Origin of the sequence: Streptomyces gilvus, from assembly GCF_022513565.1 — a bacterium.
Taxonomy (GTDB): domain Bacteria; phylum Actinomycetota; class Actinomycetes; order Streptomycetales; family Streptomycetaceae; genus Streptomyces; species Streptomyces gilvus.
On record NZ_JAKWBE010000015.1, the window covers coordinates 111,391 to 130,592 of the forward strand.

The 19,202-nt window shown below is 69.0% G+C and carries 20 protein-coding genes and 1 pseudogene; 5 read left to right on the forward strand and 16 right to left on the reverse strand.

Annotated features, from left to right (window positions below):
• Positions 1 to 417: 417 nt before the first annotated feature.
• The 4 genes and pseudogenes from MKW14_RS23500 to MKW14_RS23515 all read right to left on the reverse strand — a co-directional run bounded on the left by MKW14_RS23500 (position 418) and on the right by MKW14_RS23515 (position 2,311).
• Positions 418 to 837: a PIN domain-containing protein gene (locus MKW14_RS23500; RefSeq protein ID WP_240865138.1), complete on the reverse strand. Its 420-nt coding sequence runs from the start codon at positions 835 to 837 to the stop codon at positions 418 to 420.
• The gene (locus tag MKW14_RS23505) at positions 834 to 1,055 is read right to left on the reverse strand and encodes a type II toxin-antitoxin system VapB family antitoxin (RefSeq protein ID WP_240865139.1); all 222 of its coding nucleotides are present in this window, start codon (positions 1,053 to 1,055) and stop codon (positions 834 to 836) included. Before MKW14_RS23505 ends, MKW14_RS23500 begins: the two co-directional genes overlap by 4 nt.
• Before the next feature lie 163 nt (positions 1,056 to 1,218).
• Positions 1,219 to 1,665: pseudogene (locus MKW14_RS23510) on the reverse strand (HAD domain-containing protein); the annotation flags it as partial.
• A 22-nt stretch (positions 1,666 to 1,687) separates the two neighbouring features.
• Positions 1,688 to 2,311, reverse strand: a complete 624-nt coding sequence (locus MKW14_RS23515) for an RraA family protein (protein ID WP_240865140.1) — start codon at positions 2,309 to 2,311, stop codon at positions 1,688 to 1,690.
• 166 nt (positions 2,312 to 2,477) lie between these two features.
• Here MKW14_RS23515 and MKW14_RS23520 point away from each other — a divergent pair, with 166 nt between their 5' ends.
• The gene (locus MKW14_RS23520; protein WP_240865141.1) at positions 2,478 to 3,365 is read left to right on the forward strand and encodes a nitroreductase/quinone reductase family protein; all 888 of its coding nucleotides are present in this window, start codon (positions 2,478 to 2,480) and stop codon (positions 3,363 to 3,365) included.
• Positions 3,366 to 3,477: 112 nt separating this feature from the next.
• Here MKW14_RS23520 and MKW14_RS23525 read toward each other — a convergent pair whose 3' ends face one another.
• The 5 genes from MKW14_RS23525 to MKW14_RS23545 all read right to left on the reverse strand — a co-directional run bounded on the left by MKW14_RS23525 (position 3,478) and on the right by MKW14_RS23545 (position 10,559).
• Complete coding sequence (locus MKW14_RS23525; protein WP_240865142.1) at positions 3,478 to 5,523, reverse strand: HelD family protein; 2,046 nt, start codon at positions 5,521 to 5,523, stop codon at positions 3,478 to 3,480.
• A gap of 73 nt (positions 5,524 to 5,596) precedes the next feature.
• Entirely contained in the window at positions 5,597 to 6,202 is a 606-nt protein-coding gene (locus MKW14_RS23530; RefSeq protein ID WP_240865143.1) for a TetR/AcrR family transcriptional regulator, read from the reverse strand.
• Entirely contained in the window at positions 6,195 to 6,518 is a 324-nt protein-coding gene (locus tag MKW14_RS41570) for a hypothetical protein (RefSeq protein ID WP_374116589.1), read from the reverse strand. The genes MKW14_RS23530 and MKW14_RS41570 overlap by 8 nt, the downstream gene beginning before the upstream one ends.
• Positions 6,519 to 7,204: 686 nt before the next feature.
• On the reverse strand, positions 7,205 to 9,319 hold the full coding sequence (locus MKW14_RS23540; protein WP_240865146.1) for an aminoglycoside phosphotransferase family protein: 2,115 nt from the start codon (positions 9,317 to 9,319) through the stop codon (positions 7,205 to 7,207).
• Between the two features lie 364 nt (positions 9,320 to 9,683).
• On the reverse strand, positions 9,684 to 10,559 hold the full coding sequence (locus tag MKW14_RS23545; protein WP_240865147.1) for a GntR family transcriptional regulator: 876 nt from the start codon (positions 10,557 to 10,559) through the stop codon (positions 9,684 to 9,686).
• A gap of 218 nt (positions 10,560 to 10,777) precedes the next feature.
• On the opposite strand from MKW14_RS23545, the gene MKW14_RS40960 reads away from it, so the two are divergent.
• Positions 10,778 to 10,912: a hypothetical protein gene (locus MKW14_RS40960; RefSeq protein ID WP_276621576.1), complete on the forward strand. Its 135-nt coding sequence runs from the start codon at positions 10,778 to 10,780 to the stop codon at positions 10,910 to 10,912.
• Here the strand turns inward: MKW14_RS40960 and MKW14_RS23550 are convergent.
• Together MKW14_RS23550 and MKW14_RS23555 are read right to left on the reverse strand one after the other, a co-directional pair.
• A complete protein-coding gene (locus MKW14_RS23550; RefSeq protein ID WP_240865148.1) occupies positions 10,903 to 11,610 on the reverse strand; it encodes an HAD family hydrolase in 708 nt (235 codons plus the stop codon). The genes MKW14_RS40960 and MKW14_RS23550 overlap by 10 nt on opposite strands.
• A 29-nt stretch (positions 11,611 to 11,639) precedes the next feature.
• Positions 11,640 to 12,515, reverse strand: coding sequence for a GntR family transcriptional regulator (locus MKW14_RS23555; RefSeq protein ID WP_240865149.1), 876 nt, complete (start codon positions 12,513 to 12,515; stop codon positions 11,640 to 11,642).
• A 255-nt stretch (positions 12,516 to 12,770) separates the two neighbouring features.
• Here MKW14_RS23555 and MKW14_RS23560 point away from each other — a divergent pair, with 255 nt between their 5' ends.
• Positions 12,771 to 12,959 carry a hypothetical protein gene (locus MKW14_RS23560; RefSeq protein WP_133045728.1) on the forward strand — a complete coding sequence of 63 codons (189 nt, stop codon included), beginning with the start codon at positions 12,771 to 12,773 and terminating at the stop codon, positions 12,957 to 12,959.
• Positions 12,960 to 13,001: 42 nt separating this feature from the next.
• Here MKW14_RS23560 and MKW14_RS23565 read toward each other — a convergent pair whose 3' ends face one another.
• A complete protein-coding gene (locus MKW14_RS23565; RefSeq protein ID WP_240865150.1) occupies positions 13,002 to 13,916 on the reverse strand; it encodes a winged helix-turn-helix domain-containing protein in 915 nt (304 codons plus the stop codon).
• A gap of 188 nt (positions 13,917 to 14,104) precedes the next feature.
• On the opposite strand from MKW14_RS23565, the gene MKW14_RS23570 reads away from it, so the two are divergent.
• The gene (locus tag MKW14_RS23570; protein ID WP_208785886.1) at positions 14,105 to 14,290 is read left to right on the forward strand and encodes a hypothetical protein; all 186 of its coding nucleotides are present in this window, start codon (positions 14,105 to 14,107) and stop codon (positions 14,288 to 14,290) included.
• A gap of 265 nt (positions 14,291 to 14,555) precedes the next feature.
• Here MKW14_RS23570 and MKW14_RS23575 read toward each other — a convergent pair whose 3' ends face one another.
• The 3 genes from MKW14_RS23575 to MKW14_RS23585 all read right to left on the reverse strand — a co-directional run bounded on the left by MKW14_RS23575 (position 14,556) and on the right by MKW14_RS23585 (position 17,616).
• Positions 14,556 to 15,809, reverse strand: a complete 1,254-nt coding sequence (locus tag MKW14_RS23575; protein WP_240865151.1) for a GNAT family N-acetyltransferase — start codon at positions 15,807 to 15,809, stop codon at positions 14,556 to 14,558.
• Positions 15,810 to 15,974: 165 nt separating this feature from the next.
• On the reverse strand, positions 15,975 to 16,928 hold the full coding sequence (locus MKW14_RS23580; RefSeq protein ID WP_240865152.1) for an asparaginase: 954 nt from the start codon (positions 16,926 to 16,928) through the stop codon (positions 15,975 to 15,977).
• A 22-nt stretch (positions 16,929 to 16,950) separates the two neighbouring features.
• The gene (locus MKW14_RS23585) at positions 16,951 to 17,616 is read right to left on the reverse strand and encodes an RsiG family protein (protein WP_240865155.1); all 666 of its coding nucleotides are present in this window, start codon (positions 17,614 to 17,616) and stop codon (positions 16,951 to 16,953) included.
• A 161-nt stretch (positions 17,617 to 17,777) separates the two neighbouring features.
• Between MKW14_RS23585 and dtd the strand changes: the two genes are divergently transcribed.
• Complete coding sequence (dtd, locus tag MKW14_RS23590; protein WP_133045734.1) at positions 17,778 to 18,203, forward strand: D-aminoacyl-tRNA deacylase; 426 nt, start codon at positions 17,778 to 17,780, stop codon at positions 18,201 to 18,203.
• A 29-nt stretch (positions 18,204 to 18,232) separates the two neighbouring features.
• Here dtd and ygfZ read toward each other — a convergent pair whose 3' ends face one another.
• Positions 18,233 to 19,198, reverse strand: a complete 966-nt coding sequence (ygfZ, locus tag MKW14_RS23595) for a CAF17-like 4Fe-4S cluster assembly/insertion protein YgfZ (RefSeq protein WP_240865157.1) — start codon at positions 19,196 to 19,198, stop codon at positions 18,233 to 18,235.
• Positions 19,199 to 19,202: the final 4 nt, after the last annotated feature.

Genomic DNA, 19,202 nt, shown 5'->3' on the forward strand with positions numbered 1-19,202 from the left:
CGCAACGGCCTTGTCGGCCTGGTGGAAGTCGTCGCAGATCTGACTCACGACGGTGAACCCGAGGAGACCTCGTCCTGACTGCCCCTCACGAAGCATCCCCATCATGATCGATGAGGGACGCCCGGATGCCAGAGCGCGGGCGATGTCGGCGAAGTACCGCTCATCGGCGCCAGGGGCAAGACCGAGGGGATGCCCTGGCTGAGGCCGACGAACAGTGCCCTGAGCGCGGTGATCAGGCGTTGCGCCTGTTGCGAGGCTGATCGACGCCACGCCAGCCAGACTGCCGCGGATTGAGCGAGACCGCCGCCCCGCTCCCCTCTCGCCCACACTGAGACACACCACGTCAGGCGCTCACACCGCCTCACCTTCAGCGAGACCGCGCGGAAGCCCCGCGGGCATCGACGCCGGCCAAGGATGCTAGAAACCCGGGACGTTGCGCACATTACGCTCACTGACGTCGGGCAGGAAACGCGCCACGGTGACGAAATCGGCGTCGTCGTGCAGGACAGTCAGTCCATAATGCACGGCGGTCGCGCAGATCATCAGGTCGAGCGGCCCGGCCGCACCGAGGGCGCCCTTCTCGGCGAGAGCGTACTGGGCTGTGTCGACCCAGTCCCACAACCTCTTCGGAAGAGGTACGTCGGGATACAGATCGGTGAACATTTCCCCCATGGCCTCGTACTCCACGGCGTTGCGCGCCGAGCGCCGAAACTCGGCCCGCTGGGCGGCGCACGACCCGATGGCCCGGAGGGTGGTGGTCTCCAGCCACGCGTCCCTCAGTCGCTCCTCGCGCAAGAGGCGCCACAGACCCGAGGAGTCGAGCAGGTAGTGGATCACACGCCGCCCTGCTTGTCCTCGACGCGGCGCCGCTGCCAGCCCTCGTAGTCCCACTGCTGGGCGACGCGGAAGTGTTTGGCCACGAGCGCGGCCCGCTCATGGCGTTCGGCGTACTCACGAAGGGCGGCATTGACCACGTCTTTCTTGGTCCCACCGCCAGCGACCCGCATGGCCTTCTCCAGCGCATCGTCATCAAGGTCGATCGTGGTCACACTCATACTGGACTCCTTTATTCAAGGGCAATATCCAGTATATATATCCGCCGGGTTGCGTGCAGCTCGGATCGCCGACCCGCTCCAGCCGCGTGATCCACTGACCGGCGACAGAAGGGCCGCGGCTTCGACCCGGCGCGGACTGCATGCCGGTCGCTCGGGTCCTGCCTTCCACCTGGACCAGGCCGTACCGGTGGTCGACGCGATGCAGAAGCGCCGGCGCCGGGTGCCGTGCGGCCACCCACGTCCGGTCGGCGTCAGTGAGCTCGTCGTCGATCCAGATGAACGGACGGCCCGCCGCCCAGGCCACCAGCGGCCGGGTCTTCCAGTGCAGCGGCGCCGTCGTGTCGTCCTGGTCCGGCCAGTCCACAAGCGGCAGTTGCGGCAGGCCGAGCCATGGTGCGAGGCAGGTGTTCGCGTCGGTCAGCCAGGTCGTCGCCCAGACGAGCTCGCAGCCCAGGGCCGTAAGCCGCGCCCCGAGGCCGGGATGGACGCGGCTCAGCAGGGGGTGTGCGTCGGCGGTTTCCGGTGGTGCGTGACGGGACCTGTATGACGGGTACGGATCGGTCGCGCCGAACGGGATCAGTGTGCCGTCGATGTCGAGGAAGAGGAGCACCGGGAGCGGCATCGCAACCGGCTCAGCCCTCGAAGCCCTGCTCCGCCAGGATCTTGTCGATGCGGGACCGGTGTGCCGACTCCCACTCGTCCAGGGACTCGGCGGCCTCCTTGGCGAGCTTCGCCCGGGCCGCCGCGAGGATCTCGTCGAGGCGGGCGGCGGGCACGGCGACCACGCCCTCCTCGTCCGCCACCACGACGTCCCCGGCCGACACCCGCACCCCACCGCACACCACCGGCTCCCCCAGCGGCGCCACCGCGGACTTCGTTCCCGGGATCGGGATGACACCCCGGGCGAACACCGGGAACCCGGCCTCACGGACCTCCGCGAGGTCGCGGATCAGACCGTCGAGCACGAACCCGGCGATGCCCCGCCGCTGGGCGACCGCGCAGACGTTGCCGCCCGCCAGCGCCCAGTCCAGGTCGCCGGACTGCACGACCACGACCGAACCGGACTCCGCGCGGTGGATCGCCGCGTGGAGCATGAGGTTGTCCCCAGGCGGGCACCGCACGGTGAAGGCAGGCCCGGCGACTCGACCTACCGGCCCCCACAGCGGACGGATGCCGATGTCCATGACCTGCTCACGGCCGAGGAGGTCGGCGAGGGTGGTGGTCGGGACGTCCTGGAATTCGCTGGCGTCAGTCATGGGGCCGACGCTACCGTCCCTTCCCATGACTGCCGGGTCGGCCTCGTGCCGTGAGCGAGTTGGGTGCCCGGCCTCCGAGTGAGGCCAGGGCGGGCCAGGAGCCCGCCGTCTTTCTCTCCGCCTTCCCCCACCGGAACGAGAGAGAAAGATGAAGGAAGAAGACAGAGTGCCCAACGATCTCAACCAGCAGGCCAACGACGTCAACCAACGGGTCAACGACTTCAACCAACGCGTCATCGACGAGTTCCGCGCCAACAAGGGCCGTCTGACCGGCCACTTCGCGCAGGCCCGGCTGCTCCTGCTCACCACCACCGGGGCCCGTACCGGCACCCCGCACACCACCCCCGTCGGCTACCTCCCCGACGGCGGCGACCGCGTCCTGGTCATCGCCTCCGCCGGAGGCGCCGACCAACACCCCGACTGGTACGTCAACCTCCGCGCCGAGCCCCAAGTCACCGTGGAGAGCGGCTCGTTCACCTACTCGGCGCGGGCCGTCGTCCTGACCGGCGAGGAGCGCGAGCGGGCCTGGGCGCGGGCGGTGGAGGCCGACGAGGGCTGGGCGGCGTACCAGAGGAAGACCACGCGGATCATCCCCGTGGTCGCGCTGCACCAGATCGCGAACGGCGGTCCACCGAACGTCAACGCCTCCTCCCCCGCCGAGGCGATCAAGGTCGTGCACGACGCCTTCCGCCGCGAACTCGCCCTGATCAGAGAGGAGATGACCGCGGCTGACGGCCCGACCCTGGGTGCCCAACTGCGCGTCAACTGCCTCACGTTCTGCCAGGGGCTGCACCACCATCACTCCGGCGAGGACATGGCCCTGTTCCCGTTCGTCGAGGACCGCCACCCGTCGGCAGGTCCGGCGCTGCGTCGCCTGCGCGAGGAGCACGACCGCATCGCCACCCTCGTCGTCGACCTCCGCCGAGCCGTCTCGGCCGCCGACACCGACCCCGCCGCCGCCCGCGCCGACGTCGAGCGCCTGACGCTGGACCTGGAGGCCCATCTCACGTATGAGGAGGAGCAGTTGATCCCGCTACTGGACTCCCCCGCCTGACATACGGGCGGCCCGCCGCCGCCTCGTGACCGGCCGCCTGACCCAGGGCGGCCACTGTCCCCTCGTAACCCAGCCGCCTGCCCCAGGGCGGCCACTCCCCCTCGCAACCCGGCTAGAAGGGCAGTGGCCGCCCGTGCACCACGTCCAGCCGCGACACAGCCCGGGTGAGCACCACGTACAGCCGGTGCAGCCCGCGCGCCTCCGCCTCCGCGATCGCCGCCGGCTCGACGGCGACCACGTGGTCGTACTCGAGTCCCTTGACCAGACCGGCCGGTACGAGGCTGACCCGCGCCCGCAGTTGGTCCGGCCCCGCGACCTCGATCCCGGCCGCTTCGAGCGCCGCCCCCACCCGCTCCACGTCCGCGTCGGCGGCTACGACCCCCACGGACCCCTCCCGCCCGAGCGCGTCACGCACCGTCTCCACGACCACCCCGCACACATCCCCCGTCGCCTTACGCACCCTCAACTCCCCGTCGGTGCGCAGGGACCGCCCGGCCGGCACGTCCACGTCGAGCCGTTCCAGCAGGCGGTTGGCGAGTCCTACGACGGCCTCGGGCACCCGGAACCCGGTCGTCAGCGGCACGACCGCCGCGTCCGGCTTCCCCAGGTGACCGAGGGCGGTCCCCCAGGACCGCGCGGCCCACGGCGTGGTGCCCTGCGCCAGATCGCCGAGGACGGTCAGCGAACCGAAACGCGCCCGGCGCGCGATCGCCCGGCACTCCATCGGGGAGAGGTCCTGCGCCTCGTCGACGACGAGATGGCCGTACCCCTCGGGGTGTTCGATCAGTCCCGTGACCTCGTCGATGAGGACGAGATCGGCGGCGGACCAGCGCGCAGACTTCCACGAGCGCGGCGGCTTCGCCCACAGCAGCGCCCGCTGTTCGTCGTCGTCCAGCAGTCCGTCGGCGGCTCTCCTCAACACACTTGCCTCGGACAGCAGTTGAGTGACGACCTCCTCCGGGCGGACCCGCGGCCACACCGCGTCGACGTACGCGCCGACCGCCCGCGCCCGCGAGATCTTCTGCACCCAGGCGTTCGGCTGCGGCCCGGCCCGCCGCTCGGCCCGCAGCTGCAGCGCCCGCACGGCCCGGGTCCGTACCCGCTCCCTTCCGACGGCGTAGGGCGGTTGCTCGGCGAGCACGTCCTCGACGATCCCCACGAGTTCGCCGGCGCCCACCCGCCACTGATACGAACCGTCCTTGACAGCCAGGGACTTGACGTCGCGGCTGGACACGTGGGCGTACAGCGCCCGGCGCAGCACCTCGGCCATGCGCGCGTCGTGTTTGACGAGGGCGGTCCCCTCCCCGTCCGTCCCGGTGACCGGATGCCGGCCGATCTCCTCCTGGAGGGTGGACTGCCTTACGCCGGTCTCACCGAGGGCGGGCAGCACTTCGCCGATGTACGTGAGGAAGGTGCGGTTGGGTCCGAGGATGAGGAGTCCGCCGCGCCGGATGCGCTGCGGGTGGGTGTAGAGGAGATAGGCGGCGCGGTGCAGCCCGACGGCGGTCTTGCCGGTGCCCGGAGCCCCCTGCACGCACACGGACTCGGACTGGCCGATCCCGCCCCGTACGAGATCGTCCTGCTCGGGCTGGATGGTGGCCGCGATGTCCCGCATGGGCCCGACCCGGGGCCGCTCGATCTCGCGCGCCACGATCCCGCTGACCCGCGACTCCCCCTGCCCCAGACGCTCGTCCTCCAGCCCGGTGAGATCGGCGGAGTCGCCCCGGCTGCCGGCCGCCCACCCGAACCTCCGCCGGACCGCGACGCCCCGCGGGTCCCGGGCGCTCGCCTGGTAGAAGGCGCGGGAGACGGGCGCGCGCCAGTCCACGACCAGGGGCGGGGCGGCGGGCGCCTCGGTGATCCGCAGCCGCCCGATGTGGTAGCTCTGCTCGGAGTGGTCACCGGCGTCGGCGTCGGCCGAGAAGTCCAACCGCCCGAAGAACAGGGGCCCTTCGGGCAGCTCGCGCATCGCCTTGGCCTGGCTCCTCAGCCGGTACCCGAGCACCGCGGCGTCGGCACCGGAGGCGGAGACGTCCTCACCGGTGACGACGTGTTCCTGGGCGCCGTCGACCATGGCGGCGAGGGCGGTACGGCAGCGGTCGTGGTGGGCGCGCTCGTGGTGGAGGGACTCTTTCAGGGCGGGGTCGGCTGACGTCATGGGGATGAGGGTACGCAATAAAACGTAACCGAGTTAAATTTCTAACCGAATCTCGCCGATTCGGAGCCGCCGCTCAGGCGAACCGGGGCAAACCCGCGGCCAGCATGTCGAACGCCCGCTCGGCCGCGCGTACGGCATCCGACCGCACCTCCTCGATCGACTCCCCGGCCGCGATCCGCCGCCAGTTCTCCAGCGCGAGGATCCGCTGGACGGCGACGATCTGCCCGGCGGCGAGCCGCGCCTCCAGCCCTCCCCCGAGCGCCTCGGCGAGCGCGGCCTCGGAACGCTCCTGGTAGGCGTGGACGCGGGCGACGAGGGAGGGGGTGCCGTAGAGGAGGGAGTGGAAGGCGAGGACGGCCGGATGATCGTTGAGCCCGGTGACGGGGTCGGACCGCTCGAGCCCGTCGAGGAAGTGCCGGCGCAGGGCGGCGACGGGCGTGGGCCCCTGGGCGGCGATACGCGCGGCCTCTTGCTCATGATCGGCGATCCGGTGAAGCACCAGGTCTTCCTTGGTCGGGAAGTACCGGAACAACGTCGGCTTCGACACCTCGGCGGCGGCCGCGACCTCGGCGACGGACACGGCGTCGAACCCCTTCTCCAGGAACAGCCGGATGGCGGTCTCGGAGAGGTCATGGAACATCCGCTGCTTCTTGCGCTCACGCAGGCCGGGCTCACTCATGGCGTCGAGGGTACGCACTGCGCCGAGGACGCCCGCCTGCCGTCAGGCCGCCGCCCGGCGTCCCCACCTCGGCATGGCCGCCAGCGTCCACAGATCGTCGAAGTGTTTGTTCCACGTGGCGACGGCCGCTGCCGAGGCGGTCGTGCCTTCCAGCGACCACACGTTGAGGTCGGCTCTGAAGCCCTTGGGGTCGTAGTACTCGGTCCCCATGTAGTGCATCCGTGCGGACAGGTCGTACAGGCCGTGGAGCACCTGCTTGCGGTTGAAGATGCAGATCTTGTCGCGCGGGATGCCTGGGTAGAGGCGGTACTCGCACTTGACCGACAGGCGGCGCGTGGCCGTGAGCCTGGCGGCCAGTTCGGACAGCTGGTCGTCGTAGTCGCTGCAGCGCTGCTCGATCCGCCGGCGGAAGGCTTCGTTGTCCTCAGGCGCGTTGTCGTCCCCGACCTTGGACGGCACGATCATCGGCAGCCCGAAGTCCGGCACCATCATGCGGATCGATACCCGTCGGGTTGGCCCGGGGGTGTCAAGGAGGTCTTCAAGCCGGTGGTAGAGGGCGTTGATGAGCGTCTCACCGGTGTAGCCGAGGAAGCTGATCTCGACCTTCCGGGCCTGGAACGCCTCGCTGACGAAGCTGCCGAGTTCACTGGATTTCACGAGAGCGCGAACCGGCGGCCTCACCGACGAATTCAGCTCCTTCACCTGGTCGTACAGGATGTATCCGACCAGACTGAGTAGCGCGCCACCCAGATATGCCTTGCCCTCCAGGGCATCGCCGACCGGCTTGACGAACTGGGCGACCAGTCCGGTGACGAAGAACGCAAGCAGGAGCATTCGAGCGACCATGGGCTCCCAGCGTTGGCGATGGCGCTTCAATCGCCGTGCCAGGCCGGGCTTCAGTTGCCATTGCCGCTCTGGCATGTGTGTCACCTTCCAGCCGGCTGTCCCTGCGGAGGCCATAATTTGCTGGACAAAGAGCTGTTCGGTGCAGCCATGGTCCCCTCAGGCGAGAGCACGGGCAAGGTACGGGTTCGCGGTCTGGCGCACGGGCAGACCCAGCGATGCGGTGGCCGCCGCCAGAGTCATTGCGTACGAATCAACGGCACGCCGGACGTTGGGGGCATCGAGGCCCGCTCCGGTCACCAGGCGGTCCAGGTCGACGTAGGCAGACCGCACGATCTCCGTCCAGCGGTAGACGCGCCAGTCCTTCTCCCAGTCCACCGTGTACTCGGAGGGTAGCCGCCGCTTCCAGCGGCTGAACATCCGATCGCGAATCTCAGGCCGTGTCGGCGTGAGGTGCATGTGGCGCACCAGATCGTAGAGGGGGTCGCCGACGAGCGCCATCTCCCAGTCGATGATGGTCAATGCCAAACTGTCGTCGCGGCGAACCAGGTTCCACGGGTTGAGGTCACCGTGCAGCAGAGTTGGTTTTCGATGACTCACCTGATGCCGTGACAGGATCTGCTCAAGGCGGCTCGCGTCAGGCAAACCGAGGAGGCGGGCCAGTTGCCGTGATTCTTTCGGAAGTCCAGCAACGATCGTGACGAGTTGGTCCCTCAACCAGGAGAAGAACCCACCCTCACCCGCCGTCGGGTCGACCTCCTTGTACTCGACCTGTGTCAGCGCGCACAGTTGGTCCACGAGACCGTCCGCCTCATGCGGCAGCAGACCGTGCACAGGATGGTTGGGAGCCCGGTCGACGTCACGCGGCCCTACGTAGGTGTGGATGGCGAAGGTGTCGTTGGGGTAGCTCTCTCCCAGTGCGAGCACTCTGGGCGCGGCGACTGCGCCATCTGTGCTCTCGATCGCGCGCAGCACGGCGTGCTCACTGAGAAAGCTGCGCTCGCGGCGGCAGACCCCAGCCAGTTTGCGCCGCACGACCACGGGAAATGCCACGCCTGGCACACAGACGACCGTGTTGAGATGCGCCGTGCCCTTGAACACCCGGACCGCCGGTGCGGCTCCTTCCGCTCGCAGTGCCTCGCGGACGGCGGACACCGGAAAGTCGCGGTGCTCGCTGACCCGCCGATCCCGTTTCCAGTCAAAGGCCTTGCGGATCCACGCCCGGTCACTGGTGCCGGCGTCGCTGCGCGACACCAGCCAGCGGAAGAGGGCCCCTTCGACCTCCTGCTCACTCGGTACGTTCGCCAAGCGGAGAGGCGCGGCGGCCGCCTCCAAGGCTCTGCGCACTTCCGCAGTCGCCTCATCCAACCGCTTCTGAGTGAACGACTCTTCCAGCGATCGAGCGGCCCTCATCACATCGGGATACACGGATTGCGCGCGTTCGAAGGCCAGATACCGGTCGAGGTCCTTGCCCAGGCCGTTGACCGCGGCGGGGCGAATCTGCTGCATGGCCTGCGCCCATGCGTGGATCACCTCGTCCCATTGGTGGAGGGGATACTGCATGCGGACCAGATGCGTCGCCAGATCATGGAGCGGGTCACCATAGGTCGCGAGCTCCCAGTCGACGCAGATCAGCGGGTCAGGAGCTCCGTACGAAATGATCACGTTGTCGCGATGAAGATCAGCGTGCAGCAGACTGTACGGCCGCCGAGACATGGAAGGCACGCGCTCGGCCATCCTGAGCAACGCGTCCTCGGGAATGCCCAGCGCTGCGAACAGTCCACCGAACACGGTCCAATTGGGCTGACGGATCTGTTTGTCGGCCAGGTGGACGAGTGTCTTCAGGAAGCCTTGGCTGTCCGTCAGGTTGGCCGGCCAGACGTCAGGCAGCGCCGGCAAGGCCGCGCGGCGCACTTGCGCCATCTGGGCGAGCAGCCCGGCCAGAGCTCTTGTCAGCAGCGTGTCGACGGGCTTGCCATTTCCACAGACGCTTGAGAGCGGAACCCCCTCGACATAGCTGTGAATGGCGAATCCGTCCCCTTTGACCAGGCACTCGGGGACGTGGGGCAGAACGCCACGGATCGCACGCAGGATGGCGGCCTCGTCTCGCCAGGTCCTGATCACCACGGGCAGGGCGTCCGAGCGCCGAATTCGCACGGTTACTGCTGTGCCCGGCTCCCGTCCCAGCAGACGAGCCAGGTTTTCCGGTAGAGGGACCACGTAGTTCCGGTTGTGGTGACCGCTGGCAGCCTGGCCCTCTTCAGCTGCTCGCACGAAAGATCGATAGGCGGCACCACGCGGGTCGCCGTCGGCGTGTTCCCTGAGTAGGTGTCGGGGAACAGGTGGTGCGCCCACGGGCCGCTCCGGGAAGAGGTGGGATATTTCGGTCAAAAGGTAAACAGGCTAACCATGCCATCGCATGGCGAAGCGAGACGAGAGCGGCCACAAGGAGTGGTTTGCCACCCGTCTGCAGCACGTTTGTGCGAGCCTGTTGCGGTTTGACTTGTAGGCCATCCCATACGCACGAAAGCCGGCGGTTGTTCACTGCCTGGTTTATCCGATGCCCGGTGCGGGGATACTACATGACCCCGTGGCGTGATCCATGGTGCGCCTGGTAACGTCTGTGTATCTCTCAGCCCTACTCGGACAGCAGTTCCCAAACGGAGTTGAACCATTTCTGCATGCTGTCCACGAAGATGCTTCCGGCCGAATCCTGGTGCTGCTCATCCTTGATGTGATGCGTCAAGGTCGCGCCGAGGCCCAGCACGTCGAGAGCGGTGAGTTCCTCGCCCGACTCGAGGGCGATGTTCCGCTCGATCACCTCGTAGGGGCCGTGCAACGCCTCCACGCGGTTGAACAGATAGAGCTTGAAGGTCGGCGTCAGCGGCGCCCGGCGTATGTCGACATCGACGGACGGCACCCACCCTTCGCTCCTCAACGAGCCCAGGGACTCCTGAAGCGACTTCGTGTGGCGCTCCGTGATGTCGTGCAACCGCTCACGAAGGCGTGGGTCCTCGGGGTCGTCCTTGACCCTCGGATAGGGCAGAGACTGCCGTTCGTCGGGCAGAAGCATGCGCAGCGTGATACGTCGGGGACTGATCGAGCGGCTGCGGATGCGGTGTGCCTGCTGCTGAATCAGCCAGTACAGCGACTCCGACGTCAACGTGTAGACGTCCAGGGTCACTTCGGGCTGTTCGAAGGCCTCGCCAATGAGGAATTCGAGTGTCACGCCCCGGCGTGACCTGGTGGCCTTGGGGGCAGAGGACTGTATGCGCTGGGTCTTGATCACTCGTGACCCGCTGCCCTGCTTCGACTCGATCCAGCCCTCGTTGATCAGCTCACGCAACGCCCGCTGCACGGTGACGCGGGAGACCCTGAACTCGTCCGCGAGGTCTCGCTGAGAAGGCAGGAAGGATCGCTCCGGATAGGTCCCATTGGTCATCCGGAAGCGGAGTTCGTCGGCGACCCGCTGAAACTCCCTGCCAGTGCCGCCACTGGTCTGCTGCCCACCCACGGTCCGACCGTACCTCCACCAGCCCACCGCCAAACCAGAATCCGTCAACTGGACGGCAGCAACAGCAGATTGGTTAGACGATCAGCAGCCCAGGGCAAACCACTTCCAGGGAAGCAGTCCAATTGGACCGGCACTTGGAAAGTGTGCGGTGGGTGGAGGGGAAGCGGACCATGTTACTAGGAGCGGTTCTTCAAGAACTCCTCACTCTGGGTCTGGGAATGACAGCGCAGGCAAGGCTCGGCATGCTCGGTGTGGTGCTTCTGGCCATGGTCGGTGTGGGCGTACGGGCCCGGCACGTCGGCCTCGCCGTAGGGGCCGCCCTGGTGTTCGCGATGCTGATGGTTCAGGCCTGATCCCGGACCGCTGTCAGCACCGGCGCCAGGGAGGCCACGATCGACGTGGCGCCGGCTTCGCGCAGCAGTTTCTCCTTGCGTGGGTTACGTCCATAGCCCAGGAACGGAATGCCCGCGGTGCGTGCGGCGATGAAGTCCGAAGGCGTGTCTCCGATCATCAACGCCGCCGAGGCCGCCACTCCCATGGCCCGCAGTGCCTGGTTGAGGCAGTGGGGGTCGGGCTTGAGGTGCTGGAGTTCCTGGGTCCGGCCGTAGATGTGGGGGGCGAAGCAGGAGATGAGGCCGCGTCCTGCCAAGTATTTGCGGACCACCCGGGGCGAGTTGTTCGTGGCGATCGCGAGGCGGGAGCCGACCGCCTTCCAGGTCTGGATGAGCGGATCGGCGTGCGCGGTCGGCATCGCCGTCGATGCCGCTCTGAGTTCTTCCTGGGTGAGACGTTCCTCCAGCTCGGCCACCAGGTCGCTGCCGGGATGCCGACGGTCGACGGCACGCAGCACGACGTGGGGGTCGAGGGACGCCCGCTCGTCGTCGCTCAGCAGGCCGCGCAGCCCCTGGCCCTCCAGCCATTCCACCAGACCGTCCGCGACGTCTTCCGCCGAGTGCCCCGCGAAGAGGCGGCAGATCGGCCCGTCGAAATCCCAGAGCACGACCCGCGCCTCAGCGATCAGGTTCCGCAAGTTCTCTGCCTCTGCAGCCACCAGTTCAGTCTGCGTCGTATCAGGAGTCACTAGGAGAGTGTCAGGTCCGTGGTGATGGTTTCCCAGAGGGCGTTGAACCACTTCTGGGATTGCTCCACGAATGCGGCGTCTCGTTGGCCGGTTCGGCGTTCGAAGGAGAAGAGGAGGGACTCGCTGCCCAGGACGTCGTACATGTCCAGGGTTTCGCTGTCCCACTCCTCCTCCCGCTTGGTGATCATGTAGTAGGCCACCAGCGCCTCGGTGCCGTTGAGCAGGTAGAGCTTGATGGGCGGGGTGAACGGCAGGGCGCGGAAGGTGACTCGGACGTCGATGCCGTGCGTGGCGCGCAGGGCCTGGAGGTTGTGCCTGAGGACCTGGCCCTGGGAGTTGCGCAGCGCCAGCCAGCGCTGGTGGACCGGGTCGTCGTCGCCGCGGCCCTCGACCGGCACCGGGAAGGCCAGGTTGATCTTCCGGGACGGCAGGAGGATGCGGACGTCGATCGACTCGGGGCGGATCTCGCCGGCGTGGATACGGCGCAGGGGCTCGCCGAGGGCCAGCATCAGCGTCTCGGCCGTCAGGCAGGCGGCGTCCACGCGCACGTGCGGTTCGGAGAAGGCATCCGCGAGCCGTGGCGCCAGTCCCACCATCGTCGGTTGCGGTTCGCCGCGTGTCACGGGTGGTTCCGCGATCCTCGGCGGGCTGCCCTTGCTGACGTTGCTCAGCAAGCCGTCCTCCTGGAGCGCGCGCAGGGCCTGGCGTACCGCCCCCCGTTCCACGCCGAACTCGTCCGCCAGTTCTGCCTGGGTCGGCAGGCGGTCGCCGGCCTTGAGGTCGCCGGTGCGGATGCGTTCGCGGAGGATGTCGGCGATCTCCTGGGGGGACCTTCTGCTGCCGTTCACTGCCACGTTCTCCTGAGTCACGACCAAACGCTACAACTCGGATCCATCTGCTGGGAGTTGTTGGCGACTTGTTTATGAGTAGGGACCAAGTGGGGATAACTTAGCCAGAGATGGTTGCCAACTTGGAGAAGTTGGCGGAAGGTTTGCCTCCTCGTTTCGCATCGGCCTCCCTCAACTCCGTCCAACTCCGTTCATCTCTGCCCCTCTCCGCCCGTCCCGCCTCCGCACCCCCCACCGCACCGCCGCACCGTCCCGCCCGCGAAGCCTGAAGGGGGAACCACCGTGCCCGTCCTCGCCCTCCTCTCCGCCGTCTTCGTCGTCGGCGTCGAGCAGACCGTCCAGTGGAAGTACGGCGTCACCGGGATCATCGGCCTGACGCTGCTCACCATAGGCATCAAGGCGAAGAACCCGACGGTCAGCTCCGTCGGCGCCGTCGTCCTGGCCCTGCTGGTCGCCGGGCCCGCTCTATGAGCGCAGTCCGTCCCGGCCGCTCGTCCTGGTTGTGGGAGACGGTCAGTTCCTGAGCAGCAGCTCCGAACTGATCGTCTCCCACAACGCGTTGAACCACAGGTGCGACTGCTCGACGAAGGTCGTGTCCCGCAGGTCGGCGCCCTGCTCGAAGGCGAACAGCATGGACTGGGTGCCCTCCGCGTCGTACATCTCCAGCGGCTCGTGGTCGATCTCCTCCTCGCGGCGCGTGACCGTGTAGTACGCGAAGAGGGACTCCACGCCGTTGAGCAGGTACAGCTTCACCGGCGGGGTGAAGGGCAGCGAGCGGAAGGTGACCTCGACATCGATGCCGTGCGTGGCGCGCAGGGCGAGCAGGTTGTGCCGCAGGACCTGGACCTGGGCGTTGCGGTGGGACACCCAGCGGCGTTGCAGCCGGCCGTCCGTCGCCGCGTCCACCGGGGTCGGGAAGGCCAGTTCGATGTCGCTGCTGGGCAGCAGGACGCGGACGTCCACCTTGGCCGGTTTCAGCTGTCCGGCGTGGATCTGGCGCAGCGGTTCGCCGATCGCGAGGGTGAGGGACACCGAGGTGAGGCACAGGGCGTCTATCTCGACGTGGGGCTCCGCGAACGCGGCCGCTATGCGCGGGGCCAGTGCCACCATGGTGGGCAGCGGCGGGGCTCCGGGGCCGGTCGGCAAGGCGCCGAGGCCCAGGTCGGGGGCCACGGTGGCGGGCGCGCCCTTGGAGACGTTGGTGAGCAGGTGCTCCGACTGCAGGATGCGCAGCGCCTGGCGTACGGCACCGCGCTCGACGCCGAACTCGTCGGCCAGCCTGGCCTGCGTGGGCATGCGCTGGCCCGGACGGAGCTCGCCCGACCTGATCCGGGCACGCAGCTCGTCGGCCACCTCTCTGTGGGACTTCTGTGGCCGCTGTGACCTCTTCCGCCCATTGACGGCGGCGTGTTGGGGGTCCACGACCAAACACTACAACTTCTCGCCATCTTTCGGCAGTTCCTGAGAAGGTGGTTATAAGCCGCTTCCAAGCGGAGATAAGTATAGTCAAGTTGGTCACCAACTTGAGCAAGCTTCAGCAACCTTGAACAACATGGTCGGAACATCCGGAGGCTTGGCCACAGGGGTCCTCCTCCCGTCCCGAAGGAGGGACCGTCATGCCGCTCGTAGCCCTCGCCGTCGCCGCCCTCGCTTTCGGATTCGAGCAGCTCGTCCAGTGGAAGTACGGGCCGATGGGCATCATCGCGTTCCTCGCGCTGTCCATCGGGCTCAAGGCCAAGAACACCGTCATCAGCGGACTGGGAGCGGTCATCCTCGTGATGCTGCTGGCCCAGTCGGGCTGACCTCGCGTCGGCCGAACCCGGTTCGACTGGCCGGGCTCCCTTCCGGAGGGGAGCCGGGAGCCCGGTCAGTCCGCACCAAGCGCACCGTCACAACCGAACATCGACAACTCAACACCGGCGGTTCGACAACCGCACCCGCACAGCCACAACTGAACAGCTCCATCAGCACAGTCACAACTGAAGAGCCACAACTGCACAGCCACAACTGCACAGCACAGCTACGGATGAGAGATCAGAGATCAACTGCCGTCTTGTGTGAGGAGGTTCAGAACATGTCCGGGCACCAAGGGCGCCTGGACGTACGCAGCAGGGCGTCGGCCGACCGGCCGGCGCCCGCTCGGTCTTCCTGGACCCGCCCCAGCGACACCAGCCGTACCGCCGACTGGTCGCCGAGCCACAGTGCCGCCAACTCGGAGACGTCCAGGGAGAGGTCCGCGCTCTGCCGCGTCGGCGTGCAGGACGCGCCCTGCGGTGACGCCTCCAGCCGGTAGCGGCCGCCCGCATGGCCGGCGCGGTCGGTGATCTCCAGCACCAGCGAGCCCTCACCCTCGTACGTCCGCGCCTCCAGGGCCCGTACGACGTCCAGGATCCGCACCCACAGCCAGTCCGCCTGCGAGACGACGCGGGCGGCCCTCGGGTCGGGGAGCAGGTCGGTGAGCAGGTCGTCCGGGGCGCGCTGGCCGGTCTTCACCTGCGTCACCCAGTCGATGGAGCAGAGGTGGTACCACAGGGCCCGCTCGGCGGCCGGGGTGGTCGCGATCATGCCCCGTACGGTCGCCGTGTCCAGCGGCTGCCCCGCGTCGCCCCACTTGTCGTCCACCTCGTAGGCGACCAGGCCCTCCAGCGTGCCGTCCGGCGCCCGGTACGCGGCGAAGAACGGCTCGGTCCACTTCGGGTCGAGGCGGACGGCGCCGGTGTTGAGCTGCCACCACCAGTCGCCGCGGCTGACGGCGCCGGGGGTGGCCCGGCGGAAGCGGTCGTGGAGCTCGGGGCCGATCTTCCGTACGTCGTCGCCGTCCACGAGGTCGACGCGGGCGCCGTCGGCCGGGCCGGACCAGCGGGGGTCGAGGCCGGTGCGGGGGATGTCGACGATCCACTCGGTGGCGGTGGTGGCGGGGCCGAAGCCGTAGCGGCCGTAGATCCGGTACTCCGCGGCGATCAGCGTCGCCACGACGTCGCCCCGCTCCTTCGCGGTCGCGAGGTCCCCGGTCATCATGCGGGTGAGTAGTCCGCGGCGGCGGTGGGTGGCGGTGACGGTGACCCCGGAGACCGCGTTGGCCCGCACGGACGCGCCGCCGACCGCGGTGACCTCCTGGGCGAAGGAGCGGAACGTCGCCACACAGCGGTCCCCGTCGAAGGCCCCGAGATAGCGACCGGCCTCGAACTGCCCGCGCCGGGCCTCGAGCTCGGCCTCCGACGGGGTCGGCGGACGCAGGAAACCGGTGTTCACCGCCCGTATCCACTCGGGGAACTCCCCCTCGGTGACCGGACGAACGTCGATGTCAGCGACTCGGCTCATGGGATCACGGTAGGCGGACGACGGGGAGGGTGTCGCGGGGATTTGCGCCGGCCGCTCAGACGCGCTACCGCAGGACCCGGGGTGGCGGCGGACGAATACCCCCGCGACCGCAAGACGATGTCGTACCGCTCGGAACACCGCGAGCAACACCGCTCAGAACGCCGCTCAGAACGCCGCCCGGATCTCCCCGACCTCCCGCCCGCCTCCCAGCACCGGCGCTTTCCCGATCCGCTCGGCCACCTCCCCGTCCACCCCCAGCACCCCCAACGCCCGCCCCAGCACCGGACGCAGTGCCCGGGGGGCTCCGTCCTCGATCTTGAAGGCAAGGGCGCGGCCGTCGGGGAGGGCGAGCGCCTGGACCGCCTCCGCGCCCATCTTCGACAGGGCGCCCGGGAGATCGCGCATCAGCCAGGTGTCGTGGCGGTGGGTGCCGGCGACGTACTCGGGGTGGGCGCGCATGGCGTCCGCGACGCGGCGTTCCGGGGTGGTGGGCGGGGACAGGACGAAGGTGCGGTAGGCGCGGGCCAGGCCGGTCAGGGTGAGCGAGAGGAGAGGGGCGCCGCAGCCGTCCGTGGCGGTGGCCGTGACTCGTTCGCCCGACGCCTCCTCCACCACGCCGTGGATGAGTTGCTGGAGGGGGTGGGCGGGGTCGAGGTACGTCTTCAGGGGCCAGCCGCGGTGGACCGACGCGGCCAGCATCGCCGTGTGCTTGCCGGAGCAGTTCATGGCTGTGCGGGAGCGTACGGCGCCGGACGCCAGGTAGGTCTCCCGCTCCCCCTCGTCCAGGGGGAGGCCGGGCGGGCACTGCAAGTCCGCTTCGGTCAGGCCGTGTTCGCGCAGCATCGCGGCGACCAGCTCACGGTGGAACGGCTCGCCCGAGTGACTGGCGGCCGCCAGCGCCAGCCGCTCCCCCGACAGCTCCAGGCCCGCGCGCAGGACGCCCGCCGCCTGCATCGGCTTGTTGGAGGAGCGCGGGAAGATTGGGGACGTCACATCGCCCAGCGCGAGGTCCGCCGACCCGTCCGCCGCCAGGAGCACGAGGCTGCCGCGGTGCCTGCCCTCGACGCATCCGGAGCGTACGACCTCGGCGAGGACGGGCGGTACGACGGGCTCGGACATCGGCTCTGGCCCTCCGGAGGCGTCACACGAGCAGGTCGTCGACCTGTGCTTCCCCCTCACGGTACCGGCGCGCGATCTCCGCGCTGCAGTCGTCCGTGGTCCGTTGCAGCCGCTGCCGGCGCCGGGAGACCTGCTGCTCGTACCGCACGAGCCGGCCCATCGCGGTGTTCAGCTCCAGGTCCGTGCGCGCGGCCAGGTCGGACAGTTCGACCTCGGCGAGCATGTCGGCGGCGAGACGGCGGTACTCCTCGTTGTGCGGCGTGCCCAGCGTGACGTGGCGGGCCGAGGAACGGTGCCGGGCCGGGGCGTCGGTCAGGATCTCCGGGAGCCGGTCGACCACGGACGCCGCGCCCGCGGGTGACCTGCGCGCCAGCTCCGCGCGCAGGATGTCGATACGGCCCTGCAGCAGCCGCCGTACGTAACTGAGATCCGCCTCGTCGCGCTGCGCGTCCCGGCGCAGGGTGCGCAGCTCCGCCAGGCTCAGCACGGCCAGGTCGTGCTCGGGCGGATCTACGGGCAGCTGCGGACCGCCCGTAGCGCCGCCCGTACCTCCGACCGTGCCGCCGCCCGTGCCGCCGGCTTCACCGCCCCGGTCGCACGGGCTGTCGGTGCGTTGTACGGGCGGACGGGCCGCCGTCCGTTCTCCCCACCACGAGACGGGCTGCTGCCCGGTGCTCGGTGTGCTCATGTGCCTCAACCGTCCCCTCGACCGGCGTGTGGGAAAGCATCGTGCCACCCCAAGTGGCCGCTATGTGACCGAGTGCCCCCGAACAGCCCCAGATGGCCGGTTAAGCATCAGAAACAAACCCGCGCACGGGGCCACTCCGGACCGCCCGGCATGATGGTCGTATGCGAGCTGTGGTGCAGAGGGTGGACGGCGCGAGCGTCGTCGTGGACGGCGAGACGGTCGGGGAGATCACCGGCGAGGGGCTGTGCGTCCTGGTCGGGGTCACGCACGAGGACACCAAGGAGAAGGCGGCCCAACTGGCCCGCAAACTCTGGTCGATCCGCATGCTCCAGGACGAGAGGTCGTGCAGCGACATCGACGCCCCGCTGCTCGTCGTCAGCCAGTTCACCCTTTACGGCGACGCCAGGAAGGGCCGTCGGCCCACCTGGAACGCCGCCGCACCCGGCGATGTCGCCGAGCCCCTCGTCGACGAGGTCGTCGCCCAACTGCGCTCACTGGGCGCGACGGTGGCCACGGGCCGCTTCGGGGCACGGATGCGGGTGTCCCTGACGAACGACGGCCCGTTCACCGTCCTGCTGGAGATGTAGGACTGGTGGAGATCTGAAACGGCCGGGCCCTACGGCTCCACGACCGTCTCCTGAGCCGCCGCCGTCTCCCCCGCCACCAGCCGGGCGTCCACCGGGACGTTCCGCTTGACCAGGGCCAGGGCGACCGGGCCCAGCTCGTGGTGGCGTACGGAGGTCGTGATGAAGCCGATCTTGCGGCCGTCGGGGTCCTCGTCGGCGAGGCGGATCTCGGTGCCCGGGGTGGGCAGGTGGACCTCGCTGCCGTCCAGGTGCAGGAAGACCAGGCGGCGCGGGGGCTTGCCCAGGTTCTGGACCCGGGCGACCGTCTCCTGGCCGCGGTAGCAGCCCTTCTGGAGGTGGACCGCGGTGCCGATCCAGCCCAGCTCGTGCGGGATCGTGCGGTGGTCGGTCTCGAAGCCGAGGCGCGGGCGGTGCTGTTCGACACGGAATGCCTCGAGGGCGAGGATCCCCACGGGCGGACCGGCCTTCTCGGCGAAGGACTCCAGGTCGGCGCGCGGAAGGAACAGGTCACGGCCGTACGGCGTCTCGCGTACGACGACGCCCTCCGGGACCTCCGCGATCGAACCGGCCGGCAGGTGGACGACCGCGAACTCGTCCGTCCGGTCGGCGACTTCGACCTGGTAGAAGAACTTCATCGACTCCAGGTACGCGATCAGCGCGTCCTGGGTGCCGGGCTCCACATGGGCCCAGACCGTCGAGCCGTCGTCGACCAGGTAGAGCGCGTGCTCGATGTGGCCGTGGGCGGACAGGACGAGGGCTTCGGTGGCCTGGCCGGTCGGCAGTTCGCTCACGTGCTGGGTGAGCAGCAGATGCAGCCAGCTCAGCCGGTCCTCGCCGGAGACGGTGACGACGCCGCGGTGCGAGAGGTCGACGAAGCCGGTGCCGTCGGCGAGGGCGCGCTGCTCACGGAACAGGTCGCCGTAGTGGGCGGCTACGCCTTCGTCCGGGCCCTCGGCGGGGACGGCGCCGGGCAGGGACAGCAGGGGGCTCTTCATGGGA

Coding starts and splice junctions, on each gene's coding strand:
- MKW14_RS23505 (WP_240865139.1), bottom strand. CDS start 1,055: ATGAGTGTGACCACGATCGACCTTGATGACGATGCGCTGGAGAAGGCC.
- MKW14_RS23515 (WP_240865140.1), bottom strand. CDS start 2,311: ATGACTGACGCCAGCGAATTCCAGGACGTCCCGACCACCACCCTCGCC.
- MKW14_RS23525 (WP_240865142.1), bottom strand. CDS start 5,523: ATGACGTCAGCCGACCCCGCCCTGAAAGAGTCCCTCCACCACGAGCGC.
- MKW14_RS23530 (WP_240865143.1), bottom strand. CDS start 6,202: ATGAGTGAGCCCGGCCTGCGTGAGCGCAAGAAGCAGCGGATGTTCCAT.
- MKW14_RS40960 (WP_276621576.1), top strand. CDS start 10,778: ATGACAGCGCAGGCAAGGCTCGGCATGCTCGGTGTGGTGCTTCTGGCC.
- MKW14_RS23570 (WP_208785886.1), top strand. CDS start 14,105: ATGCCGCTCGTAGCCCTCGCCGTCGCCGCCCTCGCTTTCGGATTCGAG.
- MKW14_RS23575 (WP_240865151.1), bottom strand. CDS start 15,809: ATGAGCCGAGTCGCTGACATCGACGTTCGTCCGGTCACCGAGGGGGAG.
- MKW14_RS23580 (WP_240865152.1), bottom strand. CDS start 16,928: ATGTCCGAGCCCGTCGTACCGCCCGTCCTCGCCGAGGTCGTACGCTCC.
- MKW14_RS23585 (WP_240865155.1), bottom strand. CDS start 17,616: ATGAGCACACCGAGCACCGGGCAGCAGCCCGTCTCGTGGTGGGGAGAA.
- dtd (WP_133045734.1), top strand. CDS start 17,778: ATGCGAGCTGTGGTGCAGAGGGTGGACGGCGCGAGCGTCGTCGTGGAC.
- ygfZ (WP_240865157.1), bottom strand. CDS start 19,198: ATGAAGAGCCCCCTGCTGTCCCTGCCCGGCGCCGTCCCCGCCGAGGGC.